Origin of the sequence: Streptomyces sp. NPDC020422 (assembly GCF_044386705.1) — a bacterium.
Taxonomy (GTDB): domain Bacteria; phylum Actinomycetota; class Actinomycetes; order Streptomycetales; family Streptomycetaceae; genus Streptomyces.
On the sequence record NZ_JBIRVJ010000012.1, the window covers coordinates 16,758 to 38,883 of the forward strand.

Annotated in this window: 14 protein-coding genes and 1 pseudogene; 3 read left to right on the top strand and 12 right to left on the bottom strand. The window is 69.3% G+C overall.

Features of this window, described 5'->3' with window-relative positions; genetic code table 11:
- Window positions 1–32: 32 nt before the first annotated feature.
- Window positions 33–494 carry a hypothetical protein gene (locus tag ACH414_RS28985; protein ID WP_398943985.1) on the bottom strand — a complete coding sequence of 154 codons (462 nt, stop codon included), beginning with the start codon at window positions 492–494 and terminating at the stop codon, window positions 33–35.
- Between the two features lie 15 nt (window positions 495–509).
- A complete protein-coding gene (locus ACH414_RS28990; protein WP_398943988.1) occupies window positions 510–1,826 on the bottom strand; it encodes an AAA family ATPase in 1,317 nt (438 codons plus the stop codon).
- 117 nt (window positions 1,827–1,943) lie between these two features.
- Here ACH414_RS28990 and ACH414_RS28995 point away from each other — a divergent pair, with 117 nt between their 5' ends.
- Window positions 1,944–3,587: a restriction endonuclease fold toxin-2 domain-containing protein gene (locus ACH414_RS28995; protein WP_398943989.1), complete on the top strand. Its 1,644-nt coding sequence runs from the start codon at window positions 1,944–1,946 to the stop codon at window positions 3,585–3,587.
- Between the two features lie 69 nt (window positions 3,588–3,656).
- Complete coding sequence (locus ACH414_RS29000; RefSeq protein ID WP_398943991.1) at window positions 3,657–4,109, top strand: hypothetical protein; 453 nt, start codon at window positions 3,657–3,659, stop codon at window positions 4,107–4,109.
- Window position 4,110: 1 nt separating this feature from the next.
- Here the strand turns inward: ACH414_RS29000 and ACH414_RS29005 are convergent, their stop codons facing one another.
- The 8 genes from ACH414_RS29005 to ACH414_RS29040 form a co-directional block, all read right to left on the bottom strand.
- Window positions 4,111–4,956 carry a helix-turn-helix domain-containing protein gene (locus tag ACH414_RS29005; protein ID WP_398943993.1) on the bottom strand — a complete coding sequence of 282 codons (846 nt, stop codon included), beginning with the start codon at window positions 4,954–4,956 and terminating at the stop codon, window positions 4,111–4,113.
- Between the two features lie 258 nt (window positions 4,957–5,214).
- Window positions 5,215–5,418: a DUF397 domain-containing protein gene (locus ACH414_RS29010; protein ID WP_398943995.1), complete on the bottom strand. Its 204-nt coding sequence runs from the start codon at window positions 5,416–5,418 to the stop codon at window positions 5,215–5,217.
- On the bottom strand, window positions 5,415–6,242 hold the full coding sequence (locus ACH414_RS29015) for a Scr1 family TA system antitoxin-like transcriptional regulator (protein ID WP_398943996.1): 828 nt from the start codon (window positions 6,240–6,242) through the stop codon (window positions 5,415–5,417). Before ACH414_RS29015 ends, ACH414_RS29010 begins: the two co-directional genes overlap by 4 nt.
- A 391-nt stretch (window positions 6,243–6,633) precedes the next feature.
- Window positions 6,634–10,845, bottom strand: a complete 4,212-nt coding sequence (locus ACH414_RS29020; protein ID WP_398943997.1) for an Eco57I restriction-modification methylase domain-containing protein — start codon at window positions 10,843–10,845, stop codon at window positions 6,634–6,636.
- The gene (gene drmD / locus ACH414_RS29025) at window positions 10,842–14,090 is read right to left on the bottom strand and encodes a DISARM system SNF2-like helicase DrmD (protein WP_398943999.1); all 3,249 of its coding nucleotides are present in this window, start codon (window positions 14,088–14,090) and stop codon (window positions 10,842–10,844) included. The genes ACH414_RS29020 and drmD overlap by 4 nt, the downstream gene beginning before the upstream one ends.
- Window positions 14,091–14,215: 125 nt before the next feature.
- Complete coding sequence (locus ACH414_RS29030; protein WP_398944001.1) at window positions 14,216–15,397, bottom strand: hypothetical protein; 1,182 nt, start codon at window positions 15,395–15,397, stop codon at window positions 14,216–14,218.
- Complete coding sequence (locus tag ACH414_RS29035; RefSeq protein ID WP_398944003.1) at window positions 15,394–15,855, bottom strand: DUF4365 domain-containing protein; 462 nt, start codon at window positions 15,853–15,855, stop codon at window positions 15,394–15,396. Before ACH414_RS29035 ends, ACH414_RS29030 begins: the two co-directional genes overlap by 4 nt.
- A 193-nt stretch (window positions 15,856–16,048) precedes the next feature.
- Window positions 16,049–18,673 carry a DUF262 domain-containing protein gene (locus ACH414_RS29040; RefSeq protein ID WP_398944005.1) on the bottom strand — a complete coding sequence of 875 codons (2,625 nt, stop codon included), beginning with the start codon at window positions 18,671–18,673 and terminating at the stop codon, window positions 16,049–16,051.
- A 94-nt stretch (window positions 18,674–18,767) separates the two neighbouring features.
- Here ACH414_RS29040 and ACH414_RS29045 point away from each other — a divergent pair, with 94 nt between their 5' ends.
- Window positions 18,768–20,960, top strand: coding sequence for a UvrD-helicase domain-containing protein (locus ACH414_RS29045; protein ID WP_398944007.1), 2,193 nt, complete (start codon window positions 18,768–18,770; stop codon window positions 20,958–20,960).
- Window positions 20,961–21,012: 52 nt separating this feature from the next.
- On the opposite strand, the gene ACH414_RS29050 is transcribed toward ACH414_RS29045, so the two are convergent.
- Both ACH414_RS29050 and ACH414_RS29055 read right to left on the bottom strand, forming a co-directional pair.
- A complete protein-coding gene (locus ACH414_RS29050; protein WP_398944009.1) occupies window positions 21,013–21,207 on the bottom strand; it encodes a hypothetical protein in 195 nt (64 codons plus the stop codon).
- 93 nt (window positions 21,208–21,300) lie between these two features.
- Window positions 21,301–21,810: pseudogene (locus tag ACH414_RS29055) on the bottom strand (DUF6602 domain-containing protein); the annotation flags it as partial.
- Window positions 21,811–22,126 lie beyond the last annotated feature (316 nt).

Below are 22,126 nucleotides of genomic sequence, written 5' to 3' on the forward strand. Positions count from 1 at the left end.
GCCGCTCTGACCAGGGGTGGAGCGGATTTCCGTCAGGTGTGCGCGGCCAGTCCCCCGTCGAGCGTCCACACCGTGGCATCCACACCGGAGGTGCGGGCGAGGTAACGGTCGCGCTCGATGAGGATGTTGACGTCTCCGCAGCCGACCCTGTTGACGGCATGGTCGACGAGGCTCATTCCCGAGCTGCCGCCCGCGATCAGCGCTTCGAGGTGGGCCGCGTTCCACTCGACCTCGTTCAGTGCCCACGGCGCCTCACCCGCCACGACCAAGCGCAGCACGGCGACGAACTTCTCCGCGCAGGTGCGGCGCTGAAACCCGTCGGCCAGCTGCGCGATGTGGTTGCCGGTCTCGATGACGGCGGTCACCGGGAGCAGGAGGTCGCAGTCGTGCGACGCCAGCTTTCCCTGCAGTTCTTCCCTGACCTTCTCCAGGTCCTGGCATTTGCCCGGCACCTCGAGGAGGTTGCACAGGATCGACGTGTCGACGAATTCCACTCTGCGGGCCATGCCTCACCCGATCCCGAAGAGCCGGTTGAACTCGCTGTAGTCGCGCTCGGCCCGACCGGCCAGGTCGAGCCGCCCCTGGGTGACGACGTCCCCCAGTGACCCGGCCGCCATCGCCTTGGGGTAGCCGTCGAGCTCGGTGAGCCGGGTGAGTCTGCTGGTGCCCGTCTTCCGGTCACGGGAGCACACCACGACCCCTTCGTGGTCGGTGCTCTCGAGGGCGGAGAGGAGTGCCGGACTGTGGGTGGTGACGAGGACCTGGGTGCCGTTCGCCGCGCTGGCGTCCCGTACGAGCCTGAGCACTTGGGAGGCCTGGGTGGGGTGCAGTCCGTTCTCCAGCTCCTCGACCACCATCATCAGGAACGTCCCCTCCTTGAAGCTGGAGGAGGGCGAGGACCCCAGGTCGAGCCCGTCGCCGCCAGTGAGCAGCGCCGTGGTGATGGCGAGGAAGCGGAGCATGCCGTCGCTCATCTCACGGGCGGGGGTCAGCCCGAGCATGCCTTCGTCGAGTGCGAGCATCACGTCACCGAGTTCGGACTTGGTGACGGACAGTCGTTCGATGTCGTGGTCGGCCAGGTCCCTGAGCTGGTGCACCAGGGACTCGAACAGCTCGGGCTGGGTCCGCTGGATCCCGCCGACGGCGGCCGAGAGGTTCTCGGCGGTACGGCGGAGGCGGCTGTCCCGGGCCTGGACGTACTGGCGCATGAGGTGCGGGACCGGGTCGAGGTGGAAGACTCCGACGAGCGCGGCCAGCATGGCCTCGGCGCACCAGATGGTCTCCCACTCCCCCTCACTCTCGCCGGCGACGCGGCCGGGGAGCTGGGAGGTCAGCAGACGGGAACCGCGGAAGGGACCGCTGGGGTTCTTGCCGGGCTTGCCGTTGTGCCAGGACGCCTGGATGTCGCCGGAGTACGGGCTCGGCTCGCCGCTGACGAGGATCTTCCGGGGCCCCTTGGCCGTGCGCCTGGTCAGGCGCTCGTCGATGATCCGCACCTCGGGCTCCACCTGGACCGTCACGTCCAGGTCCAGAGGCCCGTCCTCGGTCCGTACCGTGCAGCCGAGGGAGAACCGGTCGGACCCGTGCGGCACGCATCCGGCGAGGCCGCCGCGCACCGGTCCGGAGGAGCTGCGCCGACTCTCCAGGGCCTCGATGACGTCCTCGCCGCGGGCGAGCCTCGACAGCACTTCGAGGCCGTCGAGCGCGTTCGACTTGCCGCTGCTGTTGCGCCCGATGAGGACGGTCAGCGGCGCGAGCGGGAACCTCTCGTCCCGGAAGCTCTTGAACGCGGTGAGGCGAACCTCTTCGATGGCCAGGGCAGTCACACCGGCCAAGTTACCGCAGCGCACCGCCGTCGGACCCGGTTGTCGTCGCCGTGCGTTAGAACTGTCGTCGCACGTTCCATTGTTCGCACCCGCGACGCGGGGTACGGGAGGGGCGAAGTGACGAGCGGACTGGCACCACATCTCAAGTTCATCGCCGAAGGAATGATCAAGGGCGCGATGGGCCTGACCGACACCATGCGGGGGGCTCGGGACACCGCCATCGCCCTGTACCACGAGCTGGACCGGCAGCGCGGGATGGCAGGGGACGACGACGCCGGGCGGGCGTTCGCGAAGGTGTATCGATCGGCGGCCGCCGCCACGCTGGACAAGATCGGCTCCAGCTCGTACGTGCTCGGCGAGGCCAGCCGCGGGCTCATGCGCAACGCTCGCGAATTCATGGCCCAGGAGAGCGCGGTCGTGGCCGCCCTCCTCGGCAGGCAGGCCGATCTGACCGCCGGCATGGGCGACCCCGGGGACGGCTGCCCCGAGAACTACCTCGGCCTGGGCAGGGAACTGCCGGAAACGGTCGGGGAGACCGCGTGGTACGAGCAGTACGTGCCCGGCGGCGGCAGCGACCGCTACCGCGGATCACCCGAGAAGCTGCGCGAGGTGGCGGGGTCCTGGCGCCGTGGGGGCAGGCTGATGCTGCGATTCCTGGAGGACGCCCGGGCATCGGCCCTGACGGCCGACAAGGCGCACTCGGGTGAAGCCGTCGACGCGTTCCGGGCGTACTTCAAGATGTCCGTCGGACTGACCTGCCCGCCCGGTCAGGTCCAGGAGGACGAGCCGCTCGTCGCCAACCTCGTGGCCGCCTGCAACGAGATCGCGAAGGCCTGCGACCGGTACGCCGAGCACGTCGAAGCGGCCGAGTCGGCGATCCGGCAGCACAAGCTGGACCTCTTCGCGATGGACATGCCCTGGGACAGCCCGATGTTCGGCGGGAACGGCTTCGACGGGGGCCTGCTCGACGCCGTCCTGGGCGACCCGTGGATCCGTCGCCTGGGCGAGGTGGGGCATGCCCTGGACTCGGCCGAGAAGCGGGTACGGCTGCCGGAGGGCGGCGGGAGCCCGAGCGCGCCGGGTCTGCCGTTCCTGCCACCGCTGATCCCTGCTCCGGTGCCGGCTCCTGTGCCCCTCGTCCTCGCCTCGTACACCGGCGGGATGCCGGGGATCGTGCCCGCGGTCTACCGGGACCCCGATCCGGGCATCCCGTGGCGGGACCCGATTCCGCCGGCCGCCGTGCCTCCGCCACGGTTGCTGACGCCGGAGGAGCGGAAGGACTTCGTCAGCTGGGTCAACGGCCTGAAACCGGCGGGCTTCGGGGGCAAGCCGGACGCCACCACTCCGGAGAACGCCTACCAGCTGCGGATCGCCGGGTACCCCGAGCGGATCATCCCCCTGCCCGCCGACTACGAGAAGCCCGCGATCGGCGCGGACGGCATGCGGCCAGCCGACGGGATGATGGTGGATGCCAAATACGTCAAGGACGCCGACGACGACTGCCGGAAGACCACCTGGCGTCGCCAGTCCACGTTCGAGATCGAGGACGAGTACAAGGAGGACGGGACGAAGAAGTGGAGCAAGAAGGACGTCCTCATTGGCAGGGACGAGGGCGAACTCGAGAAGTACCGCCAGGCGATGAACGAGCACGACCAGATCCGGGGTCTGGAGATCGTCACCAACGACAAGGAGGCCGTGCCGTACTGGCAGACGCTCATGGCCCTCCAGCAGGTGCCTGGCACGGCCCGCTATGTGAAGTGACGCGGGGTTCGTCGCCGCCCCGTTCCCCTTGCCTTCCTCCTGACCGTCCCCTCTCCTAAGGACTTACTCGTGACGCCCGATGACGACGACCGGACCACTTTTCTCTTCTACGCGCCGGAGCGGCAGCCGCACGCCTGGTCCCTGGACCTCGCCGGCCTGGGCGAAGCGCTGCGGCAGTCGTTCACCGAGGCCCGCTACAAGGTCCGCCAGGACCACACCCACCAGGGCGAGCCGTACCTCTCCTTCTGGGCCGCCACCGACGACGGCACCGAATACGACGGCACGGCCACCGTCCACGGGCGGGACTGCGTGATGCTGGCCGACACGACGGCCGGTGAGGCCGCGCCCTTCCTCGTCTGGCTGCGGGACCACCACCTGCCCGCTCCCGACCTGATCCGCTTCAGCAGCGAGGCGGCCGTGGACCAGGGCATCGAGACGGACTGGCGCCTGCCGGGCGCGGGCGACGCGGCTCGAGTGGCCGACGAGCTGCGCCATCACCTGGCGGTCGTGGACGGGGCCTGACTCAGGCGGCGGCCTCGCGGCAGTCCCCGCAGGACGCGTCCGGGTCGTGACTGCGGAAGGCCCGCTCGCAGCCGTCGCAGGTGACGAGGGGCGCCGGGCCGGGCGGCCGTGACTCCTCCGCGGGCAGAGGCGGCGGGAGGAGACGGCCGAGCCGGTACTCCAGGAACCGGGCCGGGTGGTGGATCGCTACGGGCTCGGGCGGAAGGTGCGCGGTCAGGGTCCGGGTGATCTGGGCGGGCGTCGCGGCGCGGGAGAGCCAGGTCTCGACGGCGGGCGCGAGGCGCTGGACGTCTCCGGTGGAGAGCAGGAGGCGGGGGTCGGCGAGGCGGAGGTGGGCGAGGAGGTCGGCAGCGGGGCCGGTGGGAGGTGGCGGTGGCTCTGGACGGGCCGAGGGTTGCGGCTGTGCCTGGGGCTCGGTCGGTGGGGGTGGGGCCACAGGGGCGGAGGCAGGTGCGGGAGCCTGCGCGGGGGCCGGTTTCGGCCTCGGCTTCGGCTTCGACTCCGGTACGCAGCCGGGCTTGTCGTACGCGAGCGTGCGGGTGGCGAACCTGCCGCCGTCGAGGGGGACGCGGGGGCGGGCGATGTATCCGGCGCGCTCCAGTTCGTTCAGGGCCCGGCGGATGGTCGTCTCGCCTTCGCTGAAGTGGAGCGCCAGGGCTTTGGCGGTCACGGAGACGCCGTCCGGGAGCGACTGGATGTAGACGGCGATGCCGATCGCGGCGGCGGAGAGCTCGGCGTGCTGGGCGAGGTGGTTGCCGACGACCGTGAAGCGCTCGGTGTGGCGGTACCGGACGTGGATCACGCCGGAGGGCGGGGCGTCGGCGGGGATCTTGGAATACGCGGACATGGCCGCGTTAGACTGCGGGTCAGCCATCGGGAAGGTATCGCTTCCTGATCGGTCAGGCCCTCGTCAGGATTGCCGTCCTGCCGGGGGCCGAATGCGTTTATGGGGTTGTCAGGGCCGTCCGTACCGCACCTGTCCGGGTTCCGGACGAACCGTCACCCGTTCGATTGGGAGCGGGGATTGGTTGGGTGGGTTCTCACCGGTTCTTTTTCTTTGGGTGACGCGCGGGACCGGGGCGCGCGGGAGCGCGCCCCGGTGGGATCACCCGTACTTGACCACCTCGATGAAGGCCGCCCAGGCGGGGGCGGGGATGAGGAGGGCGGGGCCGGCGGGGTTCTTGCTGTCGCGGACGGGGACGGTGTGGGGGATGTTGTCGGCGATCTCTACGCAGTCGCCGCCGCCCCCGTCACTGAACGAGCTCTTCCGCCACGACGCGGCCGCCAGGTCGACTCGGGTGTCCGTCATGCTCCGAATTCCTCCATCGCCTGCTGGATCAAGGCTGTTGACGCCTCGGGCGAGAGTGCTTGGGCGTGCACAAGATCGTATCGATACGAGTGCCGCGCGACCATGGTTCGGTCTTCGACCAGCTCACCTGAGTGCCCGGCATCCAGGTAGGCCACATCGGGCCGATTCTCGAAGGACAGGACGGTGAGTGAGCCGCCCATCGCGGAGTGCCCTCCGGCGGAGAAGGGGAGCATCTGGATCTCAATGAACGGCGCCCTGGCCGCTTCCAACACCACTGCCAGTTGCTCGCGCATGACTGCCTCGCCCCCTACCGAGCGTCGAATCGCCGACTCGTCCAGGACAACCCAGAGCAAGAGCGGCCGCTGCTTTCGGAGCAGCGACTGCCGCTTCATCCGGGCCGTGACCTTCGCCTCGATCTCCCCAGAAGTGCACCACGGCTGACCACGATGCAGGACTTCCCGGGCGTACGCCGGCGTCTGAAGCAGGCCGGGCACGCTGGCCGCCACGTACTTGTGCATGGCGATGGCCTTGCTCTCGTACTCCATGAACTTGCTTACCCAGTCCGGGAACGGCGTCCGGTGGATGTGGCCCCACAGGTCCGTCAGGTCACCGTCCGCCCCCAGGATCTTGTCCAGCTTGGCGTCCACATCCTCCTGCGGGACCTCGTTGCCCAGTTCGAACTGAGCGATCCGGTTGTGTGCGATGGGGACCTCAGCGTCTAACTGGCGTTGGGTGAGCCCGGCTCGCAAGCGTAGTTTGCGCAACTTTGCGCCGTACAGGGCCGCGAGGGAAGCCGATGGGTCGAGTTCCTTCGGTGCGGGCACTCGCGGCCCCGCGTTTTCGCTCTGCGGTTCCGAAAACCGTTACCCCTAGTGATCATAGCCGTACGCATCCATGCTCGTCACAGGAAGGCACGGATGACGAGAAAGGTGCACGAACTATGGGAACGGCGAGTCAGGGGGCCGCTGTTGAGGCGATCGCGGACGCGAAGGCCGCGCGGGACGAACTGCGGCAGGCGCTGACAGAGATGGACGTGCTGCCGCCGTCCCTGGGACTCGACACCGTGTCCCTGGCCAGTGCGTACGGACCCGTGCTCGTGGACCTCGGGCGGTGTCGGCCGGATGTGGCGAGGCGGCTGGCGTCGCTGTTGCGGGAGTGTGCGGGGTGAGGGTGGGGTGGCGGCGTCCTGGGACGCCGCCACCCTTCTTCTGCGGGTCAGAACAGGCTCGGCGGCTCCTCGGCCGGAGGCTTCGGCTTCCGCTTGGCGGAGGCCGCCGCCTTCTTCTTGGCGCCCTTCTTGTCGTGCAGGCCGGCCGCGACTTCGGCGGCATAGCGGCGCTGGTTCTCTTCGAGGAGCCGGTCGAGGATTTCCTGACGGACGACGGGGCCGACGGTGTAGCGGGGGCCTTGACGGGTGTCGTGGAAACCGTGGTCGAGCCCGCCGGGCTGGGTGAGGAGGTCGTCCCAGCCGTAGGCGCGGGCGACTTCCTCGTCGATGGCGCGGTGGATCTCGCGGAGTTCGGCGATGTCGGGATCGGTGCAGGTCTCGTCGTGGACGAGGTTGTAGGTGGCGGTGAGGCCGCCGCGCTTGAGCATGATCTCGCGACGGCGGGTATCGAGCTGTTCACCCAGCTCGCGGAGGCCGGGGGTCAACTCGGGGCGCGCGAGGGTCTCGAACACGTCGGAAGGGCCATAGCGGAGGTCGCCCTTCATAGTGCCCGCGTGAGTAAGAGCCCACCAGTAGTGGACAGCACCGCTGAGCACCGCAAGCATTGCGGCGTCCATAGAAGCGAAGACCACCGTTGCCTCACTGGCAACTTGGCCCGCAGGCACGAACAGAGGCATAACCGACTTACTGTGCCTAGTGATTACGATCATGCGATCCAACTGCTCAATCGCACGGAGCAAGCCAGTGGCACGCTCGGCATACTGCCACCAGCGTTCCCTTCGGGCCGCTCGCTTGTTCTTATCGCGGTCTGGCTTGACCAGCTGTCGAACCTGCTCGTAAGCAACCGGGTACCGCTTCGCGCGCTCTTCGTCCCAGTCGTGAAAGTTAATGACCCAACGGCTCGCAGAGCCATCCGGACGAGAGTTCAAATCCTGCCCGTTAAGGTACGGAAACAGAACCTTCCGGTAGCGCTCGTCTGCCGCGATCCACGCTTGCGCAACTTCTGGTTCCAGCGTGAATCCGGTACCCAGAACGATGGATCCCTGAAATGCAAGCCTCTGGTTCTCGACGAGCCTGCTGGGCTCACACGTGATCCGTGACCCGCCTTCAAGTGCCGGGGTAATCACCTTCGCATTCCGACCGTCTGCCAGGCGCACGGCACCCTCTGCCAACGCCGCACTACTCGTCCACACCGCGCAGTACTCGAGCACCGCACTCCGCGAAGGCCACGCCTTACTCTTCACTGCCTGCCGAATCTCTACGCCGTCCGCAACGATCTGGTCCAAGCCCACCTGGCGCGTATCCCCTTGCGCCAGCGTGTTCGTCGCGACCAAGCCCGCCTGCCCACCTCCATTCAGCAACTCATGCACCCGCAACAAGAAGTACGCAACCAGGTCCGCGCTCCCCCTCGCCCCCCGGCCCAACTCCCCCACCAGGTACTCCCGGTACGCCTCTCCCATAGCGCCCGTGAGCTTTTGTCCGCCCAAGAACGGCGGATTCCCCACCACCGCGTCGAACCCGCCCCGTTCCTCCCACACCTCCGGGAACACCAGCGGCAAGTGCACCGGCTCCCTGTCGAACGCCCCCTCCGGCTGCCCCGTAGCCAGCCACCCCCGCGCCAGCCGCTCCGCAGCCCGCAGTTCCTCCGCCTCCGTCTCACCCTCCGGCGCATCCGCCACGTTGTGCGCAGCGGTCACCGCCTCGAACGACAGACGTTCCTGCTCCTTCTCGCCTCGGCCCGCACTCGCCAGCGCCGCACCCACCACCAAATCGGCGTACACGCTCGCCTGCCGGGTCTTCTCCCGTACCCGCGCCAGGATCGCGCGCTTCTCCGCCAACTGCTCCAGGTCCGTGCCCGGGATGCCAGCCAGCTTGCGGCGCTCGTCCGCGACCTCGGCAACGATTCGCCGTACGCCGCCCGTGAAGTCGAGCGAGTTCTCGTGGATCTGGCGGCCCTTCACCGGGTCCAGGTGCATCGCCTCCAACTGGTCCACGGACGTGACGCCCAGCAGCGAGTCACCCGCCACCAGCCTGTCGTCCAGGAACGTGAACGGGCGCTCCCGGTCCATCGAGACCAGCCACAGCGACAGCTTCGCCATCTCCACGGCCATCGGGTTGATGTCGACGCCGTACAGGCAGTGCTCTATGACCTGCCTACGCGCCTCCACCATCACCGGGTCCGCCTCCGCGTCCACCGCCGAGGCGGACAGCGACTCTGCCGCCTCCAGGTAGGCGGCGGCCCGCTCGTCGCCCTCGCGGCTCCAGGCCTCCACCAGCGCCTTCGCCAGGTAACGGCACGCCGCCACCAGGAACGCCGCCGAGCCCATCGCGATGTCCGCGACCTTCAGCCTCAGCAGCTCGCTCGACGGCTTCGGGCGCCACTGCGTCCTGTCCGCCGTCTGGAGCGGGCCGTATTCGTAGATCAGCGGCTCCAGCGCCCCGTCCGCGACCTGCTGGGCCAGGGTCTTCGGGGTGTAGTGCGTGCCCGTGTTCTTGCGGAGCGAGGACTCCGTCACGTATAGGGCTCCGGACTGGATGACGACCGGGAGGCCGCGCAGGTCCGGGCGGATGATGCCGTAGAAGGGGAGCAGCCGCTCCGCGAGCTCCGCGTCACCACCGGTCGCGGCGAGGAGCTTGCGCCGGGCCTCGCCAAGTGCCGGCTCCTCCAAGGGGGCCAGCGCCTTGGTCACCTTGGCTGCCGCGCCCAGGCCCGTCGTCTTGTTGTACTCGTCCGCGAGAGCCGCGCCCAGGCCGTCCCCGTGCGTGCGGGCCAACGACTCAAGGCGGGTCAGCAGGACTTCCGCCTCCAGGCCCGGCTTGCCCACCAGGCCCACGATGGTGTCCTCGGCGCGCCTGCCCTGGTACGAGAGCAGGCCCTCGTACACGTAACCGATCTGCTCGACGTCCAGGGTGCGGAAGGTGAGGCGGCGGCGCTCGCGCTTCTTGCCCGTCCCGATGGAGACGTACTGGACGGACTGGAGCATGTGGAGGACGGTCCGGTCGTCGATCGGGAGCGGGTCCGTGGGGTCGTCGGCGCCCGTGCCGCGGCCTTCGAGCCAGGGGAAGGCGTTGGGGTCGAAGATCGATCCGTCGTAGGCGTGCATCGACAACGACGGGTGGTCGACTCCGCCGTAGACCGCGTTGAAGAGAGCGATGAGCCGGTGCCAGCCGGCCCAGGAGAGCTCCAGGTCCTCCTCGGTGGTCTCGGCGGCCCGGTCCTCGAGGTCTTTGCTGAGCCTGCCGGCCGAATAGGACTGGACGTACAGCTCGTTGTCGCTGGGGAGCAGGCCGCGTTCCTCGGCGAAGAGGAGGAAGACGACGCGCATCATGATGGCGACGGCGCCCCGGTAGACGTCGTGGGCGGGGACCTCGGCAAGCCCGCGGCGGCCTTCGGCACGTTCGCTGATGTCGGCGCGGCCGATGGCCTCGACGAGGAGTTCGACGGCCTGGCGGACCTGGACGCCGAGGGCGTCGGTGACGTCTTCCTGGCTGTCCAGGGACTCGCGGAGCAGCGGCAGCAGCATCTCGTCGTCCTCGACGGAGAAGAAACGGCGGCGGCTGAGGAGCGAGCGGAAGGCGCGGACGACCACGCGCTCGGCGGGTGAGGGCCAGTCGACGGTGTCGAAGACGGCGGAAGTGGTGACGCCGCCGCGCGGCGCCCACACCAGGGCCCACCAGCGGCCGTCGGTGACGAGGCCGAGCTCGATGCCGTGGTGGCGGCAGAGGTGGGCCATGCGGTCGATGGGGGTGGCCGACCAGGTGGAGGCGGGGACGCGCTTGGCAGGGTGCTGGCCGGCGGGGACGGACAGGCCGAGGATCGCGCAGTCGGCGACCAGGGAGGCCGTGTCGGTGGCGGTGCTGCCGGGCTCCAGGAGGGCGAAGGTGGGGGCCACCCGCTCGCCGTCGTGCTCGGGGATGTCGACGGCGAGGGGCTCGGTCAGGCCCTCGCCAGTCCGCAACGCGTCTCCCCAGCCGAGGAGTTCGCCGAGGATGAAGTCGGTCCACGCCTCCTGGCCGGCCGCCGGGTCGGAGAGCCAGACGCCGTGTTCGTAGCGGAGGCTCGTCCGCAGGGGCTTGTCGATGGCGTCGAGCTGCGGCCAGGCCTTGAGCAGGACGGGCAGCGTGAGGAAGGGGCCGGACACGTCGACCAGGCTGAGCCAGTCGAGGTGCTGCTGCTTGCCGTCGGGAGCCGCCGGGCGGAAGGCTCCGCCTCGGGCGTGGCCGCGGCCGCCGGTGCCGTTCGTACGGTTGGTGCTCACTTGACGGCCTCCCGGCGGGGAACGACGAAGACGACGGCGACGGGGAAGAGGAGCGGCTTGGGGTCCGCGTAGCGCGCGGCGACGGAGGCGAGTTCGCGCTCCTTCTCGCTCTCCAGGGCGTGGACGCGCCGCTCCCAGTTCTCGCGGTCGCGGCGCTGCTGCTCGGCCTCCTCGAACTCCAGCTCCAGCTGGCCCTCCTCGATGTCCGTCCTGCCGATGGCCGCGCGCAGGGAGTCGCGGAAGCGGTCGATCTGGGCGGAGATCCGCTCCGCCTCGTCGCGGCGGCGGTTCTCCAGGCGGCTCTCCAGGGCGGTCTGGCGGTTGCGGGCGCGCCACTCCAGCGAGGAGACGAGGCCCTCGCCCACGTGGGGCCAGGCCGCGGTGAGCCGGTCACGGAGCAGTGGGGAGGCCTGGGTGGAGTCGGTGAGGGCGTCGTCGAGGATCTCGCGGACCGTCGTGACCTTCTCCAGGCGGCTGAAGCGGGCCGGGGCTCCGGCCTCCTCGCGGAGCCAGCCGCCGGCCTGGAGCACCTCCTCATGGAGGCGGATGCCGTCCGCGCCGACGAGGACGAAGCGGGCGAACGCGCCAACGAGGGTGGTCTCCAGCTCGGGGTGGTCGCTGACGACGGCGGCGACCCGGGCGAGGCCGGCCTGGTTCTTGTTCCACACGGCGGCGCGCAGCAGGCGCGTGGACATGGAGACCAGGGGGTGGCCGAGGTGGGCGAGGACCACGTCGTCGCGACCCTTCGCCGAGGCCGCGTCGAAGGTGATGGGGCGCTGGACCTCGGGGCGCAGCTTGTCGGCCAGGCCCTGCGTGGCACGCTCCCAGGAGCTGGTGAGCGTGGGGACCTCGTAGAGGCCGTCCGCGCGGCCCCGCTCGTCGGGGACCGGGCGGATGTCGTGCTGGCGGGCGAGCGGGAGGGCGGTGGAGACGACCCGGGCCACCCTGCTCGGGGTGATGCCGAGCGTGTCGACCGTGGCATCGACCTGCTCCTTGAGGCGCTGGGCCTGGGCCTGGGCGTCGCGCTCGGCGGCGACGTTGCCGCCGCGCCGGGCCTTCTTGTTCGCGTACATCTCGGCCCGGTCGACGTCGAAGTCGGCGCCGAGGTCGCCGGTCATCCGCCGCTGGACGGCCTCGGCGAGGACGGCGTTGACCTTGCCCAGGTCCTCTTCCATGCGGGCGACCTTGATGGCGACCCTGGAGAGGAACTCGAGGTCGGCGTCGTAGGTGTCGAGGGTCTTCTCGAAGCCGCTGCCGATGAAGTGGACGATCTCGGGGGCCGTGGTCTGGCCGTAGCGGTCGATGCGGCCGATCCGCTGCTCCAGCTTGTTGGGGTTGAAGGGGATGTCGTAGTTGACCAGGCGGTGGCAGTGCCGCTGGAGGTCGATGCCCTCGCTGGCGGCGTCGGTGGCCAGCAGGATGCGGACGTCGTTCTCCGCGGGCTCGGCCTGGAAGGCGAGACGGAGCCGCTCGCGCTCCTCGGCGTTCATGCCGCCATGGAGGAGGGCGACGCGGTCGCCGCCGAGGCCGTGGTCGCGGAGGAGGTTCTGGAGCCAGATCTGGGTGTCGCGGTACTCGGTGAAGACGACCACACGCTCGTTGAGCCAGTGCCCGCCGTCGGCGGTCAGGCACTGCGCCTTGAGGTAGTCGATCAGTTCGCGGGCCTTGGAGTCGGCCTGGGCCTGGTGGCGGACGGCCCACTCCCGCATCTGCTCCAGGAGGCCCGCCTCGTCGCCGTCGGTGCCGGGCTGGAGGGTGGTCGCGCGGGCGATGGCGTCGTCCTCGGCGTCCGCCAGGGGCTCGTCGTCGTAGTCCGCGTAGTCGTCGAAGAAGGTCTCCTGCCAGTCCTCGATCTCCTCGGCCGCCTCCTGTTTCCTGGTCCGCAGGGTCTCCAGGTAGACCTCGATGGTGCGGGCGAAGGCGTCCGGGGAGGAGAAGAGGCGCTTCTTCAGGAGCAGGGTGACGAGGTCGGCGGCCTTGCGTCCGCCCTTGAAGCGGGTGCCGAGCTTGGCGCGGCGCAGCGCGGCGTACTCCTTGAGGAGCCGGTGGATGCGCCGCTCGTCCTCGGTGTAGTCGACGGGCAGCGCTTTGGTCCCGCGCTTCAGGAAGCGGCGTTCGCCGGTCTCCGGGTCGCGGATGTCGTCCTTGAGACGGCGGACGACCGTGTCCTTGACCGCTTCCGGGTCGGGCTCGACGCCCCGGGCGAAACGCTGGCCGTCGATGATCTCGAGGAGGGCGGTGTACGACTCCTGGTAGCCGTTGTGCGGGGTGGCGGACAGGAAGAGCCGGTGCTCGAAGTACGGGGCGAGGCGGCGGATCAGCTTGGTCTGCTGCGAGTCGACGGGGTACAGCTGCTTGGGCGCGGAGGGGGCCACGTGGTGCGCCTCGTCGAGGATCAGCAGGTCGAAGGGGCGCTTGGCGGGTACGGCGGTGTCCGCCTCGGAGTCCTGAGCGGGCAGCACCTCGGAGAGCAGGCGCTGGGCCTTGGCGCCGCGCAGCCAAGGGAGGCTGACGATCGACAGCGGGTAGATGTTGAAGGGGTTGGCGGCGCTGCCGTGGGTGCGGCGGACCTCGGCGCTGCGCTCCGAGTCGATGACCGTGAAGTCCAGGCCGAACTTCTCGGCCATCTCGTCCCGCCACTTCACGGTAAGACCGGCCGGGCAGACGATCATGACCTTGTGGGCGCGGTTGCGGAGGATCAGTTCGAGGGCGACGAGGCCGGCCTCGATCGTCTTGCCGAGGCCGACGTCGTCGGCGAGGAGCAGGTTCACGCGGGGCGCCGCGACAGCCCGGGACACCGGTTCGAGCTGGTAGGGCTCGATGGCGACGCCGGACCGGAAGGGCGCCTGGAGCGTCCGCACGTCCGCCGAGGTGACCGCCGACCAGCGGACGGCGTCGAGGAACGCGGCGAGACGCTCCGGCGGGTCGAACTTCCCGGCCGAGACGTCGGGGAGGGAGCCGGTGGGCAGCCGTCGTCGCCCCGGCTCGACCTCCCAGATGACGGAGAGGGTGTCGTTGTAGCGGCCCTCCTCGACGCTGTTGAGGGTCACGAGCGAGCCCGCACCGGGCCTGCCGGTCCCGCCCGTGTCCGCCCCGCCCTGGTCGACCTCGGCCACGACCCAGCGCAGGCCCCGGACCTCGACGAGGTCGCCGATCTCGGGGACCACCCGCTCGTCGCCGGCCTCGGCGCTGCGGCGGACCGCCCGCTGTGCCACACCTGCCAGGTCGGTGGTCGGCGTCGTCATCGCTCTCCGCACTCCTCTTACCGCCCCGGCCTGGGCGAATACGTCAAACACAGCCATTCAAACACGTGGGCGGAGGCCCACCGGGCCCACTCTGGCACGGCCGGACACCCGGCGTACCGGTGTTGTCACAGCACGTCGAATCCGGTGATCCGGGTCAGTTCGTGGTAGTTGCCGCGCCGTGTCAGGTCGCCCTCGATCCGAAGGTCCCGCCGGTCCCGGTGGGCTTCGGTGGCGCGGTCGTACTCGGCTTCCGTGAGGTGGATGTGGATCTGCCGTTCCTGGCCGACGAGGTCGCCGTTCTCCCGCATCAGCCGGGCTACGACGGTCACATCGCCGGGACCGATGTCGGCGGCGCGCTTGAGCTTCGTGGTCCGGCCCACGATCGTCACGCCGCGCTCGGGCGCCTGGCGGCGGAGGTCCTGCGCGCCCTCACGTAGGACCTGGACGTCTCTCGGGGAGAACGACACAGGGAGGGTGTCGGCGGGAGCCGGCCAGGCTGGGGACCAGGCGAACGAAAGGGAGAAGCCGTGGAGCATCTGCGAGTCCCGCCCATCGTGACCGCCCATGCCGGCGAGGGCCTCGCAGAGGTCCGCCGAGATGCCGAAGCGGGCGCCCGCCACGAACGGCTCGGAGTCGCCTCGACTGTCCGCGAGCCCCACTGCCCAGCGCGCGGCCGACACCGCCCCATACATCCGGCGCGAGACCTTACGGGCGAACGGCTCCGGCGCCATGTCCCACTCGGGCGCGTCCTCGAAGAGCTGTCCCTGCGGCGCCGCCGCCTCCGGCAACGGCACCTGGACCTGAAAGACGTAGCTTCCCGGCGCCGACGGGCCGAATCGGGCGCTGTCGACGAATTCCTTGGCCCGCTGAGGCTTGCGCCGCGGATGGACCAGGCGCGGCCCGTCCAGGACGGTGTCGCACGCGGCCGCCATCAGCAGGTCCCGCGCACTCGTGACCGCGAGCACCGCCGCCTGCACCGGGATGGTGCCCGAGGGCGTGCGCGGCATGGTGCGGATGTACTGCACGTCGAGCCCGGACAGGGTCAGGTCTTGGTGGACGGCGGCCGGGGGCCGCCCCTCCAGCTCGGCGAGCGCGCCGATCAGATCGGCCATGCGGTCCGCGTAGTCGGCTAGCTCGCTGTCCATGGGAAGCAGTACACGGCGTGGCCGGCCGTCCCACTCCCGCTCCCAGCGGGTGCTGTAGCGGACGCGGCCGCCCGGGCGCCAGCCCCTCTGGTACAGATAACGCTCCACGTCGCGCGGTCGCAGCCGCTCCAGCTCACGCTCGGGCACCCCTACTGCCGTCATGGTGCGGGCACCTCCTCGCACGCCCGGTGGAAGAACTCGTGCAGCGCGTCGACCGTGAGCAGATTCTCCCTCGGGACAGTGACGGTGACACTCTTCTGTCCCTGCTGAATCGGGAGCGGTCGGTTTTCCAGCGAGACCCAGTACGCCGAGTGCTTCAGGGTCAACTCGGGCACGCCCACGCTGATGTAGTCGGCAGGGTCTCTCGGCACCAGGACGATCACCAGGTAGCAGGGCACCTGCCGACGCCCCCGCAGGCGCTTGAACTGGTCGATGGACAGAGTGATACCGATCCCGGATCCTGTGAGCGCGGCTTCGCCGATCCTCCGGGTCTTCACCTGGAGGGCGATCTGGACGTCGAGCTCGGGGTCCTCGTGGTCCCGCCCGAGGATCATGTCCTTGCCGATGTCCGGATAGGGCACAGCCACCTGGAATCCCGCCGCGGCGGCGATGGCGGCCACGAAGGTCTCCCCGTACCACCCCTGGTGGTTGTTGTGCTCCATCCGCCCCCGCGCTCCGGTCGCAGGCCACCCACCACGCGCACACGCCCGGAGTGACACCGATCACTGCCCGGGAGAGTAACCGAGCAGTGATCTTCCGTTAAGAGTAGATCCGGCCAGGGCCCTCGACTGTGTCAGGTCTCGTCGGGCGGGTTCACGCGGGACCCTCGGGAGCGTCGTCGACCGGCCGGCGGGCCTCCGCGAGCGCGACCGTGTGGACGAACCACTCCAGGACGCCGCGCAGTTCCTCACCGTGGTCGGCGAAGACCTCCAGCGGGAACGAGGGGCGCAGGTCCAGCTTCGCCTCCGCGAGGTCGACGCCCTCCACCTCATTCAGCCGCGCCATCAGCTCGCGCCGCAGCACCTCGTCGTCGAAGGGCGGCCGCCGCTTCAGGTGCTGGAAGACCACCTCGGCTGTGCCGGTCACCGGATACAGGGCCAGAGGCCAGAGCGAACGAGGGCGCGCACCGCCCAGGGACAGCATCGGGAAGCAGCTGGTCTCGCTCTTCTTCCCGTAGTCGAAGGAGCCGCCCTGCTCCTCCCAGAACCGCAGGGCCGTGAGCACTGCCTCCGCCGTGCCGGGCGTCTGGTTGTCGCGCAACAGCGTCTCGAATCGTGCCGCCGCGGTCTCCCCGTCGCCGATGCCCCCGGAGTCTCCTGCCCCCTCGGCGGTTCGAACCGGTGTCTCGTCCTCGAAGTCGTCCTTGCCCACCAGAGCGGCCAGGTCCGCCGCTGTGAGTCGATGGGCCCGGCGAGCGCGACCCCACTCGTCGAACGGAACGCCCTCGGACTCCAGAACGCTCCGCGGGTCGGGCGCATTCTCCTGTCCCTCGGGCCAGCGGAAACCGGGCGAGATCTTGCCGTCGGCCATCAGCACGCGATAGGCCCCGTGCAGCGCGGGACGGGTGCTGATATGGCTGCCGACCGCGACGGCATGGGTACCAATGAGGGCGGCGAGGTCACCGTACGTTGTCCACGTACCGGCCGGCATGCTCAGCAGTGCCTGGCGCAGCTCTCCCCAGCCGGCCCACTCGGCGTCGGCGTGGACCACCCCGTCGATGGGTCCGGGCCACAGCTCCACGGCCCGGTCGCTCATCTCCTCGGCGCGCGCGAGGATCTCCGCCCTTCCCCAGCGCTCCTGGGCCGCGATGCGCTGATTCATGCGCAGGGCGCTGGATTCGAGGATCTGCTGCTTGCGGTGGAAGGGATGGTTGGAGAGCCGGGTGTTGTCACCGGAGAGCGTGAGGTTGCCGAGGGTGTGCACCAGCTGGGTGTGCAGCTCCTCCGGGCTCTCGGTCTCTCCGGCCTCCTCCGCGAGGAGGTCGAACCACTGCTGGGCGGGGTGCTGCGGCAGCACGTGCTCCACGGTGAGCTTCGCCTTGCCGTAGTCAACGGGCTCGCTGGCGGCGTAGCTCTCCTCGAAGCGGCGCAGGATCTCGAAGCGCTGGTGCGAACGCCCCGACTTGTAGAAGGGGCGGCTGCGGATCGACTCCCGTGTCACCGCGTCGGAGGGCCAGACCCGCGTCCCCGTCTTGGCGGACAGGGCGTGTCGTACCGCGTCCGCGAGCGGACGCCCGTTCTCCAGCTCCTTCTCCACCTCCTTGGGCAGTTCCATGAAGGTGCGGTTGTTGCCCGTGGTGGAGTTGCCGGCGAACAGACGACGCACCAGGTAGCTCTCGGCGTACGCGAGAGCGGCCGTCGCCTCCTTGGGGTCGCAGTCCCCCTCGTCCAGCCGGTCGAGCAGCTGGAGCGCGAGCGGATAGTGGGTCTGGCCGCCCCAGCGGGCGAGCCGCTCCAGGACCTCGCGCAGACCGGGGTCGCTCTCCCGCGACGGCTCGACGATCCGCATGAGGCGACCGGCCCGCACGTACAGCCGCGAGACCTCCGCCTCCAGTGCGTCCTCGTCCGAACTGATCGGTTCGAGACGCCTCTTCTGGTCCCGGTAGATGTCGCTCTGCTTGGCCCGGTTGTCACCGTCGACGACCAGGTCGAGCCAGACGAGCAGCTCCAGCCTGGCCGGGCCGAGCAGCTCCTGCATCGGCAGCCACAGAGTGCGGTAGACGGTCTCGCCACGCTTGGGAAGGCACATGAACAGGTAGTTGCGCAGCAGATCGCTCTGACTGAGGCCGACACCCGTGTTGTTGATGGACTCGAAGATCCGATACACGTTGTCGCCCTCGGCGGCGGTGATCGACACGATGGAGAGGAAGTCCCTGAGTACGGACTCCACGGCGGCAGTCCATTCCTCGGCGGCGCGCTCCTCACCCTCGGTCAGAGCGGCCAGGAAGAACCGGTAAGCACCACCGATGTTGCCCGCGCCGCCAGCCGTGGGGAGCGATTCCACACAGGCGACGAACGCCTCACGGTCGGCCTGCGTCGGCAGGAGACGGTAGTGGTCTTTCCCGTCCTGGTAGCCGTTGACCAGGATGAGGTCGTGGATGCGGGCGGCCTTCTTCTCTCGCCCGCGAGCGCGGTGGTGATCCCGCAGGGCGGTGAAGGCGAGCATCAGCGTGGTCAGCCGCTGCTGGCCGTCCACGACGAGCCAGCGCTGCATCCCGCCCGCCGCGACGCGCTCCGGCGCGAGCACCACCGACCCGAGGAAGTGAGCCGCCGGCTCCCTGTCCTCCAGCTTGTCCTCGACGAGTTCCAGCACGTCGTCCCACAACTGCCGCAGCTCGTCACGCTGCCAGGTGTAGGTGCGCTGATACAGCGGGACCTGGAACTGCGTCTCGCCGTGGACCAGCTTGCTGAACGTCGTCTCCTGCGCGTGCACGCCCATCCCCTCCCCGACTATTGCCCCGCCGGTCCGCCATTGTGCCGTACCCGGGTACGGTGATCAGCGGAATCGACAACCGTACGACCGGGGGCGCACGATGGCGACACTGGGAATCCACAAGGACTTCCTCCTGGAATTCGCCAAGTTGGAGAAGCCTGTCCAGAAACGTGTGCATGAGGTCTTCGACAAGTTCCGGGAGCACCGGCACGCGGGCCTGCATCTGGAGAAGCTGGAGAAGTCCCGCGACCCGCGCATCCGGACCATCCGCATCAACCAGTTCATGCGCGGCGTGGTGCTGGCTCCGGAGGTGGGGGACAGCTTCCTCCTGCTCAAGGTCATGCCTCACGACGACGCCATCGCCTGGGCGGTCAAGCACCGGGCGACCGTCAACTCGGCCACGCACGGCATCGAGTTGCGCGACGACGTCGCTCTGGAACGCGCGACGGCCGGCATCGACGCCCTTCCGGGCGACCGATCCGGTGCCACCGATGGCACCGAAGGGCTGTTCGGAGGGGTCGCCGACAAGGACCTGATCAGGCTGGGTATCGACGCCGACCTGCTCCCCCTGGTCCGGCATCTCGGCACCGAGACCCATCTCGACGCCCTGCACAAGGTCCTTCCCGAGCAGCAGTACGACGTGCTGGCCGGGCTTGCGGCGGGCATGACGCCGGAGGACGTGTGGCGCGAGGTCGTCGCCGTACAGCTGGAGCAGCGCTCCGCGACCCCGCGGGAAGCCCGGTCGCCACGGACCGAGCCGCCCGCGACCCCGGTCGAGGACGAGTTCTCCGCGGCCATGGCACGGTCCCAGGGACGGATCGCGCTCGTCTCCGGCCCCGACGAGTTGACGGACATCCTGTCCCGGCCCTTCGACGCCTGGCGGATCTTCCTCCACCCCAGCCAGCGCAAGCTCGCCTACCGTTCCTCGTACACGGGCCCGGCACGCGTCACCGGCGGTCCCGGCACAGGGAAGACCGTGGTCGCGCTGCACCGCGCCCTGCACCTCGCCCAACAGCTGCCGGCGGACGCACCCGACGAGTCGATCCTCCTGACCACCTTCACCCGCGACCTCGCGGCCGACCTGCGCAGCAACCTCGAACTGCTGATCCCCGAGCCCGCACTGCGGGCAAAGATCCGGGTCGTCAACGTGGACGCCCTGGCCAACCAGATCGTCCGGGAAGAGCGCGGCGCACCACTGGCGCTGGTGGCCGCACAGAAGGAGATCCTCGCCCGCTGGAGCCGGGCGGCCCAGAGGCTGGAGATCGATTTCACCGACGTCTTCCTCGACCAGGAATGGCGGCACGTCATCCTCGCCCAGGACCTCCGGTCGCCGGAGACGTACCTGAAGGCTTCCCGCTCCGGGCGTGGAGCCGCACTCAGCCCTCTCAAGCGGGCCCAGGTGTGGCGCGCCGTCGAAGCGTTCACCCAGGAGCTGCGCCGGGCCGACGAGTGGACCTTCCTCCAGGTGTGTGCGGAGGCCGCGCGCATCCTCCAGGACCGAGGCGGGGACCGCCCCTTCCGCCATGTGGTGATCGACGAGGCGCAGGACCTCCACCCTGCCCAGTGGCGCATGCTGCGCGCTCTGGTCGACCCGGGGCCGGACGACCTCTTCATCGCGGGCGACACCCACCAACGGATCTACGGGAACCGAGTGTCCTTGCGCGGTCTCGGCATCTCGGTGGCCGGCCGATCAACCCGGCTGCGCATCAACTACCGCACGACGAAGGAGATCCTGACCTGGTCGACCCGGCTCCTCGCGGACGCGAACGTGGACGACATGGACGGCGGGCAGGACTCACTCGTCGGCTACCGATCCGCGTACCGGGGCGCCAGGCCGGAACTCGGAGGCGCGGCCACCAAACCGGAGGAGATCGCCGGCCTGGTCACCCGGATCTCCGAGTGGATCGGGACGGGGATCGCGCCGCACGAGATCGGTGTCGCCGTGCGGTACGTCCAACTGGGCAAGGACATCGCCCAGGCCTTGGAACAGGCGGGGATTCCCTCGCTCGTCCTGGGGGCGTCGGCGGCGGCCGGTGACGGCGTCCGGATCGGGACCATGCATCGCATGAAGGGGCTCGAATTCCGCTGCGTGGCCGTCGCCGGTGTGAGCGACACGGTCGTGCCGATGCAGAGCGCCCTCACCCCGGAGGAGGTCGACCCCCAGCAGCACCGGGAGGATCTCATGGGCGAACTGAGTCTGCTGTTCGTCGCCTGCACCCGGGCAAGGGACGCCTTGCGTGTCTCCTGGCACGGTATCCCGAGCCCCTTCCTCCCCGAGCGGATCACGGTCTGATGCCGTCGGTCCATGGGACTGAGCGGCATCGGAACGGCCTGTCGGCCCTGGTTCACTGCTCCTCCCGGGCGGCCAGGCGGAGATATGCGGTGAGGTGCACGTCTCTCTCAAGCCACGACGGAGCCGTCGCCGGCACCTCTGGCCCGATGATGTCACCCGTGCCGAACGGTAGGTTTCCCATGTAGTCGCCGATTCGGAGCGGCCGCCTGAGCGTCGACTGGAAGACAGCCTGCAACTGCATGGTCATGAGCGGCAGGGGAGATCCTCCTGGCGGCGGCGAAATCCGCCGCAGCCACGGGTCGCCAGCCTGCGCAGTCAACCACTCGCCGGCCGCCGAGAGTCACGTGAGCGATCCCTTGTCGAGGATCCACACCCCATCCAGACGATGCTCGGGATCCGTGTTCTGGGCAAGCTCCCACATGACTTCGCTCAGTCTCTGCAGCGACGTTGGCGTGGTGAAGGCAAAGACGAAGCCCAGAGTCGGGAAGTAGTCGTACTCCTTGCCGTACCTCTGGAGCATCGGTTTGAAGATCGGTTCGGTCGCCCTGGGGATCCAAGCTGTCTTCGCGTATCGCTTGATGGCGGCGGCGTCCTTCCACGCCTTCCGCAGCTCGCCTTCCGTCAGGACAGACTTCACTTCAATCAGGCCGTGCACGCACTCAACGGGAACAACATCGACGCCACGTGCAGACCACATCGGTGGCGTCGAGGGATCACAGATGAGTACGTCGCACTCGGTGGAGTGGTCGCCTGCACTGCTGATGATCTCCGCGTTCTGACGTACCAGCACGGTGGCAGGGAGATACCTACGGAGGAATTCGGTGACCAGGTTGTTCTCGGCACTTTCCCCCTCAGCCCTTTGTGTTTCACCAAGACGCGCGTCGTCTCAAAGTCGTCCTGCATGCGCCTAGCGATGGAACCGAAGATCGCATCCAGTTTGTCCTGCTGGCTCATTCACACAGTCTGCACGTTTCCAGGGGGCTTCGGCTCGAAAAGCCTGCAGCCACCCAGCCCGAACCAGCGAGGCGAGGTCGTCTCGGCAACGGGTGAAAGACCAGGCCAGGGGCCCTATCCGCGAGAGCGGGGCAGGCCCCTGAGTGGTCTCTGGGGCCGCTTGGGAGCCGAGTGCGAGATTCCTCCTCCTGCCCCGGCTCCACATGCCTCCT

Bases quoted from the DNA above. Each gene is read 5' to 3' on its own strand.
- ACH414_RS29030 (WP_398944001.1), bottom strand. From the start codon at position 15,397: ATGACGGCAGTAGGGGTGCCCGAGCGTGAGCTGGAGCGGCTGCGACCG.
- ACH414_RS29050 (WP_398944009.1), bottom strand. From the start codon at position 21,207: ATGACCATGCAGTTGCAGGCTGTCTTCCAGTCGACGCTCAGGCGGCCG.
- ACH414_RS29010 (WP_398943995.1), bottom strand. From the start codon at position 5,418: ATGACGGACACCCGAGTCGACCTGGCGGCCGCGTCGTGGCGGAAGAGC.
- drmD (WP_398943999.1), bottom strand. From the start codon at position 14,090: ATGACGACGCCGACCACCGACCTGGCAGGTGTGGCACAGCGGGCGGTC.
- ACH414_RS29005 (WP_398943993.1), bottom strand. From the start codon at position 4,956: ATGTCCGCGTATTCCAAGATCCCCGCCGACGCCCCGCCCTCCGGCGTG.
- ACH414_RS29045 (WP_398944007.1), top strand. From the start codon at position 18,768: ATGGCGACACTGGGAATCCACAAGGACTTCCTCCTGGAATTCGCCAAG.
- ACH414_RS29040 (WP_398944005.1), bottom strand. From the start codon at position 18,673: ATGGGCGTGCACGCGCAGGAGACGACGTTCAGCAAGCTGGTCCACGGC.